The following is an 11,376-nucleotide window of genomic DNA, read 5'->3' as shown; positions in this document are numbered from 1 at the left end:
TGCCGCTGATGCAGATTAGTCGGCAAGGCGGAGCTGGAGCGGGTCCAGGCCATAATCCGTCAGTTTCTTACGCAGCGTATTGCGATTAATGCCCAGCAATCCGGCAGCCCTAATCTGATTGCCATCGACGCTCGACAGCACCTCCTGCAACAGGATCGGCTCGATCACCGCCAGCAAATCGTCATGTAGGCTGCGATTGGCCTGCCCCAGCCCGATACCCAGCTGCCGCTTCGCCCAATCGCGCACAGCGTGGGCCAGCTGATCGGCGGGCGCGGCATAATCAGCGGGCACAGCATCCATCGGCAGCATGTTGCGCAGGATATCGGCGGTGATGACATTTTCCCGGCTCAGCACCGACAGGCGCTGCATCATATTCTGCAATTCGCGCACATTGCCCGGCCAATGATAGGCCATCAGCAATTGCGCCGCATCGTCCGCCAGCGTCTTGCGCGGCAGGCCTTCCTGCGCCGCCCGCTCCAGAAAATGACGCGCCAGCAAGATCACATCATCGCGCCGCTCCCGCAGCGCGGGCAATGCGATCGGCACGACGTTCAGCCGGTAATAGAGATCTTGCCGAAAGCGATTTTCCTCGATCAGCGGCGGCAGATCCTTGTTGGTCGCGGCAATGATGCGGACATTGACCCGCACCGGCTTGGACCCGCCCACCGTCGTCACCTCGCCCGATTGCAGGACGCGCAGCAACCGCGTCTGCGCCTCCATCGGCATGTCGCCAATCTCGTCGAGGAACAATGTGCCGCCCTGCGCTTGCTCGAACTTGCCAGCGGTGCGGGCATGGGCGCCGGTAAAAGCGCCCTTCTCATAGCCGAACAATTCCGCCTCGATCAGTTCGCGCGGAATCGCCGCCATGTTGATGGCGATGAAAGGGCGCGTGCGTCGTTGGCCCAGGCTGTGGATCGCTTCGGCCACCAGTTCCTTGCCCGTGCCCGACTCGCCCAGCACCAGAATCGACAGGTCGTTGGAAAGCACCCGCGCGATGGTCCGATAGACTTCCTGCATCGCGGGCGATCGACCGACCAGCGGCAGGCCGTCATGCGGCAGCCCGCCATCGCCCTCCTCCTCCGTCGCGCTCTCCCGCGTGCCTAGCGCATCTGCGACGGCACGAGTCAGTTCGTTGAGATCGAACGGCTTGGGCAGATATTCGAACGCGCCCTTTTCGGTCGCGCGGATCGCGGTGTTGAGCGTGTTCTGCGCCGACAGGATGATGACGTTCAGGTCCGGGCGACTGGCGATGATGTCCGCCACGCCCTCCAGCCCATCGCCATCGGGCAGCATGACGTCCGTGATCAGGATGTTGGGCCGAAAACTCTCCATCAGCGCCGCCCGCTCGCGGATCGACGCGGCGGTCTTCACCTTATGCCCCTGCCGCCGCAGCGCCTCGCCCACTACCACGCAGATGGCCGGATCGTCATCGACGACCAGAACGGACCCCGTCGCCGCCATCAGCCCATGCCCATCGGCAGGAGGATACGGAACGTCGATTCGCCCGCCTGCGCATCGCGCGAATATTGGACGAAGCCGCTCATGTCGCGGACCAGCTTATCGACCAACGCCAGCCCCAGCCCCTGCCCGTCCCGTTTGCCAGTGATGAAGGGGTTGAACAGATGGTCCAAAATATGTTCGGGAACGCCCGGTCCATTGTCCACCACGACGATCTCGATCGGCAGGACCGCACTCCCCTTGCCTCCACCCATCACCACGGACACGCCATGGCGAAAGGCCGTCTCCACGCGGATGGAGGGATTTTCGACCTGCTCCAGCGCTTCGGCCGAATTTTTGAGCAGATTGATCATCACCTGCACCAACGCATCTTCATTGATGTTGGCGAATGGCAAGGATGGATCATAATGTTTTATGATCTTTACGTTTCTTGCAAATCCCGCCGACGCAATCCCCGCCGCCCGGTCGATCAGCGGATAGATATTGCCAGGGCGACATTCCAGCGTCCGGTCGGTCGTGAAGTCCTGCATCCGGTCGATCAGCGCAGCGATGCGGTCGACCTCGTTGCAGATGAGCTGGGTCAAGGCACTGTCACGGCCATCCTGCCCCGATTCAAGCAGTTGTGCTGCGCCCCTGATACCCGATAGCGGGTTCTTGATCTCATGCGCCAAAATCGCCGCTGCACCCATCGCCGAGCGCGCGCCGCCCGATGTGCCGCGATGGCCGATCTTACGCGCCTGGCTCTGCGCATGGAGTGACACGACCCGCCAGCCTTCATGATCGATGATCGGGGAGATCATCAGGTCGACCTCCATCTCGGCGGTGCGCCCGGCATGAACCTTGATGTCATAGGCGGCGATCGGCTTGTTACTGTGCCAGATATCGAAGCGCGCCCCGGCTTCTGCGATACGGATGGTCCGCGCCACATCGCTGCCGATGATGGCCGATCGCGCCATGTTGAGCAACGTCTCGGCACTGACATTGGCTTCGGCAATGCTGTTGTCCGGCCGCACCAACAGGGTCGCGACCGGCAATGCCGTCATCTGGTCGCTAAGCGATGGTCCGTCCTGCTGCATGCGAAGCGGCGGGACGACCGTCATGGCGACGGTCATGCCGCCTGGCGCATGGCGGTGGCATCCGCACCGCTGGCGATCAGCGGCTCGTAGAAACCGGCGAGCATGTCTAGCACCTTGGCCGCATCAGGTTCCTGGTTCACGGCATGGCGGAACTCGGCCGATCCGGTCAGCCCCTTGGTGTACCAGCCGATATGCTTGCGCGCCATATTGACGCCGGTATGGTTATCATAATGGTCGAGCATTGCCTTATAATGGCCTATGATCGCGTGATATTGTTCCTCAAGCGTCGGATCGGGAATACGCTCGCCGCGCTCCAGCCAGGCCATGACCTGCCCGATCAGCCAAGGCCGACCATAGGCACCGCGCCCAATCATCACGCCATCCGCGCCGCTCTGCTCCAGCGCCATATCGGCATCCTCGATCGAGCAGATGTCGCCATTGGCGATCACGGGCAGTTTCACCGCCTCCTTGACGGAGCGGATGAAGCCCCAATCAGCACTGCCTTTGTACATCTGGCACCGGGTCCGCCCATGAACGGTGATCAGTTTCGCACCCAGATCTTCGGCGATATGCGCCAGTTCGGGCGCGTTGAGGCTGCTATGGTCCCATCCCATCCGCATCTTGACGGTCACCGGCACGTCCACTGCCTCGACCGTCGCCTTGATCAGCGCAGCGGCCAGCGGCAGGTCGCGCATCAGCGCGCTACCCGCATCGCCATTGACGACCTTCTTGACCGGGCAGCCCATATTGATGTCGATGATCGCCGCGCCGCGGTCAGCGTTCAGCCTGGCGGCTTCGGCCATTTCGGTCGGCGAGCAGCCCGCCAATTGCATCGACACCGGCTCTTCCAGCGGATGCCAGGCTGCCTTTTGCAACGACTGGCGCGTCTCACGGATCATCGCGGCGGTCGCGATCATCTCGGTCACATTGAGGCCGCAGCCATAGCGACGGACCAGCGTGCGAAACGGCATGTCGGTCACGCCCGTCATCGGCGCAAGAACGACCGGCGTCGCGATGGTGACCGGACCGATGGAGATGGGAGAAAGCCTGGACATAAACTCTGATGCTACTGCCTAAAAAACAGGCAGGCCATAGCCGAAATGGGAGGGGTCGGCAAGGGATGGGGTCTGGCGGCCCTCCCGGCACTCGGCTATGCGCTGGCCCCATGATAGACAACAGCAAGACCGTCGCCCTGCTCGTCGCGGCGGGGCAGGGCAACCGGGCCGGTGGCGACACGCCCAAGCAATTTCGCCTGGTCGCGGGCAAGGCCGTGCTGGCCCATGCCTATGGCGCGCTCGCAGCGCATGGCGCGATCGATGCGATCCATATCGTGCTGGGCGCAGGGCAGGAAGACATTGCCCGCAAACTGCTCGGCGATCGCGTGGCCTCCTTCATCGAAGGCGCCGATAGCCGCCGCGGCTCCGTGCGCGCCGGGCTGGAGGCGATTGCCGCAGCGGGTGGCGCAGCACGGGTGTTGATCCACGACGCCGCGCGGCCGTTCCTGCCCGCCGCGGTAATCGACCGGCTGCTCGGCGCGCTAGACGATGCGCAAGGCGCGATCCCCGTGCTGCCCGTCGCCGATACGCTGGTGCGCGGCATGGACGGACGCATGGCCGACGGCGTACCCCGCGACGCACTGTTTCGGGTGCAGACGCCCCAAGCCTTCCGCTTCGACACGATACTCGCGGCGCACCAGGCCTGGGACATCACGCGCGAAGCCACCGACGACGCCCAAATTCTCCGCGCAGCGGGCCATGACGCCATCCTGGTGGATGGCGATGAAGGACTGGAAAAATTGACCTACCCCCAGGATTTTGCCCGCGCCGAAGCCCGGCTCGCGTCAGCAATGACCGTGCGCGTCGGCATGGGCTATGACGTCCATCGTCTCGCGGCGGACGAATTATTGTGGCTGGGCGGCGTGCTGGTGCCGCATGATCGCGGCCTCGCCGGCCATAGCGACGCCGATGTCGCCCTCCACGCCATTGTCGATGCGCTGCTCGGCGCGCTGGCGGAAGGCGATATCGGCAGCCATTTCCCGCCTTCCGACTCGCAATGGCGCGGTGCCTCGTCCGACCGCTTCCTCGCCTATGCGGGCGATCGGGTGACGGCGCGCGGCGGGCGGATCGATCATATCGACCTGACCATCATCTGCGAAGCGCCCAAGATCGGCCCGCATCGCGACGCCATGCGAACCCGCATCGCCACCATTCTCGCGGTGCCGATCGACCGGGTGAGCGTCAAGGCGACCACCACGGAGCGACTGGGCTTTGCCGGGCGGCGCGAAGGTATTGCGGCGCAGGCGGTTGCCACCCTCTCCCTTCCCGCGCTATCCTGACACCATGCCTGACAACATCCTTCCCGCCGAACTCGTCGATCTCGCCGAGCGCGTCATCATCGCCAACCGGCGCGCAGGCCGCACCGTCGCCGTGGCGGAAAGCTGCACCGGCGGGCTGGTATCGGCTGCGCTGACGGAAATCGCCGGATCATCCGACGTGTTCGAAGCCGGTTTCATCACTTATTCCAATGACATGAAGGTCGAACTTCTCAAAGTGTCGCAGGATGTGCTGGAAACCTTCGGCGCCGTCTCGATCGCCACCGCCTGGGCCATGGCGCAAGGCGCACTCAAGCAAAGCCACGCCCATGTCGCCGTCGCCATCACCGGGATCGCCGGGCCGGGTGGCGGCACGGAGCAAAAGCCGGTCGGCACGGTCGTCTTCGCCCGCGCCGAACGCGGCGCGTCGGCGGACAAGGTCGTCGCCGACATGCGGCATTTCGGTGATACCGGCCGCGGCGGCGTCCGGCTTCAGGCGGCGCTATGCGCGCTCGAACTGCTGCTGCCCGAACCCTCCGCGCCATAAAGCGCGGCGGCGCGGGTTTCGAATGCGCCGATCATCTTGCGCAACGCCCGGTCGAACACCTGGCCCGCCAGCATTTCGAACAAGCGGTTCTTGAACTCGAATTCGACCTCGAAATCCACCAATACCCCGCCCTGCCCGTCATCGCGAAAGCGCCATTCATTGTGCAGATGCTTCAGCGGCCCGTCCATATAATCGACCCGGACATGGTCGGGGCGATGCTTGTGAACGCGCGAGGTGAAGCTTTCCTTTATCCCTTTGAAGCCCACGATCATGTCGGCAACCATGTCCGCTTCGCTGTCCGATCGCACACGGATCGCACTGACCCAGGGCAGAAATTCAGGATAGGCCGCGACATTGGACACCAGGTCGAACATCTGGGTCGGCGTATAGGGCAGATGGCGGGTTTCGCTATGCTTGGGCATCGAGAATTCAGGCCTTCACGGCCGCTTTGGCGAGCTTGGCTTCACGCGCCGCGCGCATCTGCGCGAAATCCTCGCCGGCATGATAGCTCGACCGGGTCAGCGGACTGGACGCGACCTGCAGGAATCCCTTGGCCCGCGCGATCGCCGCATAGCTGTTGAACGCCGCCGGGGTGACGAACTCCATCACCTTGGTATGTTTGGGCGTGGGCTGCAGATATTGGCCCATCGTCAGGAAGTCGATATCGGCCGACCGCATATCGTCCATCACTTGATGCACTTCCAGCCGCTCTTCGCCCAAGCCCAGCATGATGCCCGACTTGGTGAAGATCGACGGATCGAGCCGCTTGACCGACTCCAGCAATCGCAGCGACGCATAATAGCGCGCACCGGGCCGGATGGTCGGATAGAGGCGCGGCACCGTCTCCAGATTATGATTATAGACGTCCGGCCGCGCCGCGACGATCATCTCGACCGCCCGCTCATGCTTGTTGCGGAAGTCAGGGGTCAGTATCTCGATCGTCGTGTTGGGCGTCGTCCGGCGCAGCGCCTCGATCACCTTGACGAATTGCGACGCCCCGCCATCGGGCAGATCATCGCGATCGACCGAGGTGATGACGATATGCTCCAGCCCCATCTCCGCCGACGCATCGGCCAGATTCTGCGGCTCATTAACGTCTACCTTGCGCGGCATCCCCGTCTTGACGTTGCAGAAGGCGCAGGCCCGCGTGCAGACATCGCCCAGGATCATGACGGTCGCATGTTTCTTCGACCAGCATTCGCCGATATTGGGACAGGCCGCTTCCTCGCATACCGTCGCCAGCCCCTTGTCCCGCATCAACTTGCGCGTCTCATGATAGGCGGGGCTGGTCGGTGCCTTGACGCGGATCCAGTCGGGCTTGCGCATACGCTCCGGCTGGCCGGGCACGGGGATGGGGGCGATGTCGTTCATTGGCCCCAGATAGCGATGCAGGGCCGGTCTTGCCAGTGCTGATATTGTCGGGCACACCCCGTCGCATGACCGACTTTACCGACATGCTCGCAGGCTATCGCCGCTTCCGTGAAACCGGATGGGCGCGACAGCGCGGCCGATGGGATGAATTGAACGAAGGGCAAAGCCCCCGCGTCATGGTCATCGCCTGTTCCGACAGCCGGGTCGACCCGACCCAGATTTTCGACAGCAGCCCCGGCGAAATCTTCGTCGTCCGCAACGTCGCTGCCCTCGTGCCCCCGTTCGAAACGACGCCTGGCCATCATGGCGTGTCGGCGGCGCTGGAATTTGCGGTGCAGGTGCTCAAAGTCGGCGAGATCGTCGTCATGGGCCATGGCAAATGCGGCGGCTGCAAGGCCGCGCTCAGCCATGATCTGAAAGATGCGGAACCGGGCGACGGCGGATTTATCCATGCCTGGATCGAACTGCTCGACGATGCACGCGAGACGGTGATTGCTGCCCATGGCGACGAACGTAGCGACGAAGTCGAACGGGCGATGGAGCAGGAGGCAGTTAAGGTAAGCCTCGCCAACCTGCGCACCTTCCCCTGCGTCCGTTCCAAGGAACGCAAGGGCGAATTGAAACTCGTCGGTGCCTTCTTCGCCATTGCCGACGGCCAGTTGCACGTCATGGACGAGCAAAGCGGCATTTTCTCGCCCGCCTGAAAGGACTGATATGGCGTCGACACGCGATGGCAGCGGCAATATCGCGCTGCTGATAGATGCCGACAATGCGTCCGCTGCGCATTTCGATCCGGTGATGACCGTCCTGGCCGAACTCGGCACGGTCAATATCCGCCGCGCCTATGGCAATTGGAGCAAGACCACGCTCAAGACCTGGGCCGCGCTCTCGGTCGCGCAGGCGATCGAGCCGCAGCAGCAGTTCGATCTGACCAAAGGCAAGAACGCCACCGACATGAAGATGACGATCGACGCCATGGACCTGATGGCATCGGGCCGGGTCGATGGCTTTGGCCTGATGTCGAGCGACAGCGACTTCACCCCGCTCGTCACCCGCATCCGGCAGCAAGGCATCCCGGTCTATGGCTTCGGCTCGGTCCAGACGCCCGAAGGCTTCCGTCGCGCCTGCACCCGCTTCATCGACGTCGCGGCACTGGCCGCAGCCGAAGTGCCGTTGACCAAGCCGGTCGCGAAGAAAGTGACAGCAACCGCTGCCAAGTCGCCGCCAGCTACCGAAAAAAGCGCGCCGGCGAAAACCAGCCCGGCCAAAGCCGCGCCACCCGCCCCGGTGGCGAAGAAAGCCGTGGACGAGGAAGTCATCAAATTGCTGATCGACGCCTATGGATCGGTCACCCGCGACGAACGCGGATTCGTGCGATTGGGATCGGTAGGCCAATTGGCTGGCAACCGCTCCAGCTTCGACGTGCGCAATTATGGCTATAAGCGCCTGTCCGACTTGGTGCAGGACATTCCCAATTTCATCTCGGAAACGCGCGAAGGCGGACAGGTCTGGATCAAGCGGGTCAATTGATCCGCGCGACGGAAAGCCGCGACGCTACCGACGATCACAAAAAAAGGGCCGGTCTTCGCAAAGACCGGCCCGTAAAGTTTTAGGAGAGGATGCCTGAAAGGCACCGTCTTCCTGCATTGATAGCGGTATCATAACAAGTGCAAAGCGATGGTCTGCGGTTGCAAATGTTGCAACCGCAATGGAATCAGGCTTCGCCCCAGATGGCTTGTGCCGTCTGTACGACGAGTTCGAGCTTCGCCCGCTGTTCATCCGGCGTGATCGCGTTGCCCTCTTCGGTGGAGGCAAAGCCGCATTGGGGCGCAATGCCGAGCTGGTCGATGTCTGCATATTTCGCGGCTTCCTCGATCTGCCGCTTCAACCCGTCGATCGGCTCCAGATCGGGCACCTTCGTCGTGATGAAACCGGGATAGACCCGCTGCTTGCCCTTGGCCAGGAAGCGCAGCGGCTCCAGACCTCCGGCCCGCTCGCTATCATATTCCATGAAGAACAGATCGACGCCGGTCTGATTGAAGATGGCATCCGCCGCCAGATCATAAGCCCCTTCGGCTGCCCAGGTGGAGCGGAAATTGCCGCGGCACATATGCATCCCGATCAGCATGTCGGTGGGACGATCCTTGATCGCATCCTGCATCATGCGGGCATAGGCCGTGATCAGCCAGTCGGGATCGATGCCCTCGGCCACCTTCTGCGCGCGATGCTTCGGGTCGCAGAGATAGGCGAAGAAAATATCGTCCATCTGCAGATAGCGGCAGCCCGCGTCGTAAAAAGCCTGAACCGCCTTGGCATAGGTCGCGGACAGGTCCGCAAACAAGGCATCGAGATCGGCATATTCGGGGACGCGAATATCCTCCTTTGCGGTCCGAAAATGGCAGCAGCTTGGGCCAGGGATCGAAATCTTCGGCGTTACGCTGGTCGTTTTCGCCAGGAACCGGAAATGGTCGAGCATCGGATGGTCTGCGGGGAAGTCCAGCTTGCCCGTGATGACCGGGAAGGTCGGTCGCAATTTGACGCCATGAAATTGCGCGCCTTCCTCCGGGTCACGCTGTTCCAGGTCGAAGCCGGTCAGCCCGCCCATGAAATCATAATGCCAAAAGGACCGGCGAATTTCGCCGTCGGTCACGACCTTGAGGCCAACGGATTCCTGCATCTTTACCGCTTCGACGATCCCGGCATCTTCGATCGCGGACAATTCCGCGCGGGAGATGCTCCCTTCTTCGAAAAACGCCTTTCGGGCAGCGGTAACGGCAGCGGGCCGCAACAACGAGCCGACATGGTCGGCACGGAACGGAGGGGTAGAGTTGGTCATCGTCAAAAATCCGTGATGCGCGATTATCGGGTCAGCTTCTTATAGGCGAGGCGCGTGGGCCGATCGGCCGCATCGCCCAGACGGCGGCGCTTATCCTCTTCATAGGCTTCGAAATTGCCTTCGAACCATTCGACATGGCTGTCGCCTTCGAACGCAAGGATGTGGGTGGCCAAGCGATCGAGGAAGAAGCGGTCATGGCTGATGACCACGGCACAGCCCGCGAAATTTTCGATCGCCTCTTCCAGCGCGCCGAGCGTTTCGACGTCGAGATCGTTGGTCGGTTCGTCGAGCAGAAGGACGTTGCCGCCCTTTTTCAGCATCTTGGCGATGTGGACGCGGTTGCGCTCACCGCCCGACAGCTTGCCGACATTCTTCTGCTGGTCCTGCCCCTTGAAGTTGAAGGCACCGACATAGGCGCGCGTCGACATGTCATGGCCATTGACCTTCACATAATCGAGGCCGTCGGAAATTTCCTCCCAGACATTCTTGGTTGGGTCGAGATGATCGCGGCTCTGGTCGACATAGCCCAGACGGACGGTCGTACCGATATCCACTTCGCCGCTATCGGGCGTTTCCTGACCGGTGATGATCTTGAACAGCGTGGATTTACCCGCGCCGTTCGGCCCGATCACGCCGACAATGCCGCCCGGTGGCAGCAGGAAGGACAGGTCTTCGAACAACAGCTTGTCGCCATAGGCCTTGCTGATGCCCTTGAACTCGATGACCTTCCCGCCGAGACGCTCTGGCACCTGGATGACGATCTGCGCCTTGCCGGGGCTGCGGTTGTTCTGCCCTGCGACCAGTTCCTCGAACTTCTTGATACGCGCCTTGGACTTGGTCTGACGCCCCTTGGTGCCCGCCCGGATCCATTCCAGCTCGTCGTTTATCGCCTTCTGGCGGCCGGTGGCCTCGCGGTCCTCCTGCTCCAGACGCTTGGCCTTCTTCTCCAGATAGGTGGAGTAGTTGCCTTCGTAAGGGAAATATTTGCCGCGATCGAGTTCGAGGATCCAGCCCACGACATTGTCGAGGAAGTAGCGGTCATGGGTGATCATCAGCACCGCGCCCGCATATTCCTTCAGGTGATTTTCCAGCCAGGTGACGCTTTCGGCGTCGAGATGGTTGGTAGGTTCGTCCAGCAGCAGGATGTCTGGCTTCTGGATCAGCAGTCGGGTCAGCGCGATCCGGCGCTTTTCACCGCCCGACAGATTTTCGACCGACAGGTCGGACGGCGGACAGCGCAGCGCTTCCATCGCGATTTCGAGCTGATTGTCGAGCGTCCAGCCATCGACCGCGTCGATCTGCTCCTGCAACGTGCCCATTTCCTCCATCAGCGCGTCGAAATCGACGTCTTCGGGCGGATCGGCCATGATGTTGCTGATCTCGTTGAAACGATCCATCTTGTCCGCAATCTCGCGGGCACCGTCCTTGACGTTTTCCAGGACATTCTTGTTGGGATCGAGCTGCGGCTCCTGCGCCAGATAGCCGACCGTGATATTCTCGCCCGGCCACGCTTCGCCCGAAAAATCGGTGTCGATCCCGGCCATGATCTTGATCAGGGTCGATTTACCCGCGCCGTTCGGCCCGACGATGCCGATCTTGGACCCGCGATAAAATTGCAGGTTGATATTGCTCAACACCGGCTTGGGCGCGCCGGGGAAGGTCTTTGTCATGCTCTTCATGACATAGGCATATTGCGAGGAGGCGGACATGGGTTCTGCAGCTCCGAATAAAGACAGAGAAAGGATTTGGCGCGGAGTTAGCGGAGGCGGGACGCATT

General features: G+C 62.1%; 11 protein-coding genes. 4 read left to right on the top strand and 7 right to left on the bottom strand.

The genetic code is table 11. The features are described from left to right. Positions 1 to 15: 15 nt before the first annotated feature. From ntrC to dusB, 3 genes are read right to left on the bottom strand one after another with little or no spacing between them, the layout of a single operon-like run. Entirely contained in the window at positions 16 to 1,461 is a 1,446-nt protein-coding gene (gene ntrC / locus ACZ2HM_RS04885) for a nitrogen regulation protein NR(I) (protein WP_470426383.1), read from the bottom strand. Further along, positions 1,461 to 2,570, bottom strand: a complete 1,110-nt coding sequence (locus ACZ2HM_RS04880; RefSeq protein WP_069066704.1) for a two-component system sensor histidine kinase NtrB — start codon at positions 2,568 to 2,570, stop codon at positions 1,461 to 1,463. The genes ntrC and ACZ2HM_RS04880 overlap by 1 nt, the downstream gene beginning before the upstream one ends. Beyond that, positions 2,567 to 3,589 (bottom strand): tRNA dihydrouridine synthase DusB, encoded by a 1,023-nt coding sequence (gene dusB, locus ACZ2HM_RS04875; protein WP_470426382.1) that lies wholly within the window; start codon positions 3,587 to 3,589, stop codon positions 2,567 to 2,569. Before dusB ends, ACZ2HM_RS04880 begins: the two co-directional genes overlap by 4 nt. 110 nt (positions 3,590 to 3,699) lie before the next feature. Here dusB and ACZ2HM_RS04870 point away from each other — a divergent pair, with 110 nt between their 5' ends. Beyond that, positions 3,700 to 4,869 (top strand): bifunctional 2-C-methyl-D-erythritol 4-phosphate cytidylyltransferase/2-C-methyl-D-erythritol 2,4-cyclodiphosphate synthase, encoded by a 1,170-nt coding sequence (locus ACZ2HM_RS04870; RefSeq protein ID WP_470426381.1) that lies wholly within the window; start codon positions 3,700 to 3,702, stop codon positions 4,867 to 4,869. A gap of 4 nt (positions 4,870 to 4,873) precedes the next feature. After that, positions 4,874 to 5,392: a CinA family protein gene (locus tag ACZ2HM_RS04865; RefSeq protein WP_069066707.1), complete on the top strand. Its 519-nt coding sequence runs from the start codon at positions 4,874 to 4,876 to the stop codon at positions 5,390 to 5,392. Here the strand turns inward: ACZ2HM_RS04865 and ACZ2HM_RS04860 are convergent. Beyond that, entirely contained in the window at positions 5,338 to 5,814 is a 477-nt protein-coding gene (locus ACZ2HM_RS04860) for a type II toxin-antitoxin system RatA family toxin (protein WP_037472214.1), read from the bottom strand. The two genes, ACZ2HM_RS04865 and ACZ2HM_RS04860, sit on opposite strands and share 55 nt — an antisense overlap. A gap of 7 nt (positions 5,815 to 5,821) precedes the next feature. Beyond that, entirely contained in the window at positions 5,822 to 6,763 is a 942-nt protein-coding gene (lipA, locus tag ACZ2HM_RS04855) for a lipoyl synthase (protein WP_037472212.1), read from the bottom strand. Between the two features lie 65 nt (positions 6,764 to 6,828). On the opposite strand from lipA, the gene ACZ2HM_RS04850 reads away from it, so the two are divergent. Both ACZ2HM_RS04850 and ACZ2HM_RS04845 read left to right on the top strand, forming a co-directional pair. Further along, entirely contained in the window at positions 6,829 to 7,467 is a 639-nt protein-coding gene (locus ACZ2HM_RS04850; protein WP_470426796.1) for a carbonic anhydrase, read from the top strand. A gap of 10 nt (positions 7,468 to 7,477) precedes the next feature. Beyond that, positions 7,478 to 8,293, top strand: a complete 816-nt coding sequence (locus tag ACZ2HM_RS04845; protein ID WP_470426380.1) for an NYN domain-containing protein — start codon at positions 7,478 to 7,480, stop codon at positions 8,291 to 8,293. Between the two features lie 184 nt (positions 8,294 to 8,477). Here ACZ2HM_RS04845 and ACZ2HM_RS04840 read toward each other — a convergent pair whose 3' ends face one another. Together ACZ2HM_RS04840 and ettA are read right to left on the bottom strand one after the other, a co-directional pair. Further along, a complete protein-coding gene (locus ACZ2HM_RS04840; RefSeq protein ID WP_470426379.1) occupies positions 8,478 to 9,599 on the bottom strand; it encodes a 5-methyltetrahydropteroyltriglutamate--homocysteine S-methyltransferase in 1,122 nt (373 codons plus the stop codon). A 23-nt stretch (positions 9,600 to 9,622) separates the two neighbouring features. Beyond that, entirely contained in the window at positions 9,623 to 11,308 is a 1,686-nt protein-coding gene (gene ettA, locus ACZ2HM_RS04835) for an energy-dependent translational throttle protein EttA (RefSeq protein ID WP_470426378.1), read from the bottom strand. Between the last annotated feature and the right edge of the window lie 68 nt (positions 11,309 to 11,376).

It is taken from the genome of Sphingobium sp. KKT206 (assembly GCF_055640555.1).
The sequence above is the reverse complement of the archived record's forward strand: the minus strand, read 5'-3'. Positions and strand labels throughout refer to the sequence as shown.

Coding starts and splice junctions, on each gene's coding strand:
- ntrC (WP_470426383.1), bottom strand. CDS start 1,461: ATGGCGGCGACGGGGTCCGTTCTGGTCGTCGATGACGATCCGGCCATC.
- ACZ2HM_RS04880 (WP_069066704.1), bottom strand. CDS start 2,570: ATGACCGTCGCCATGACGGTCGTCCCGCCGCTTCGCATGCAGCAGGAC.
- dusB (WP_470426382.1), bottom strand. CDS start 3,589: ATGTCCAGGCTTTCTCCCATCTCCATCGGTCCGGTCACCATCGCGACG.
- ACZ2HM_RS04870 (WP_470426381.1), top strand. CDS start 3,700: ATGATAGACAACAGCAAGACCGTCGCCCTGCTCGTCGCGGCGGGGCAG.
- ACZ2HM_RS04865 (WP_069066707.1), top strand. CDS start 4,874: ATGCCTGACAACATCCTTCCCGCCGAACTCGTCGATCTCGCCGAGCGC.
- ACZ2HM_RS04860 (WP_037472214.1), bottom strand. CDS start 5,814: ATGCCCAAGCATAGCGAAACCCGCCATCTGCCCTATACGCCGACCCAG.
- lipA (WP_037472212.1), bottom strand. CDS start 6,763: ATGAACGACATCGCCCCCATCCCCGTGCCCGGCCAGCCGGAGCGTATG.
- ACZ2HM_RS04850 (WP_470426796.1), top strand. CDS start 6,829: ATGACCGACTTTACCGACATGCTCGCAGGCTATCGCCGCTTCCGTGAA.
- ACZ2HM_RS04845 (WP_470426380.1), top strand. CDS start 7,478: ATGGCGTCGACACGCGATGGCAGCGGCAATATCGCGCTGCTGATAGAT.
- ACZ2HM_RS04840 (WP_470426379.1), bottom strand. CDS start 9,599: ATGACCAACTCTACCCCTCCGTTCCGTGCCGACCATGTCGGCTCGTTG.
- ettA (WP_470426378.1), bottom strand. CDS start 11,308: ATGTCCGCCTCCTCGCAATATGCCTATGTCATGAAGAGCATGACAAAG.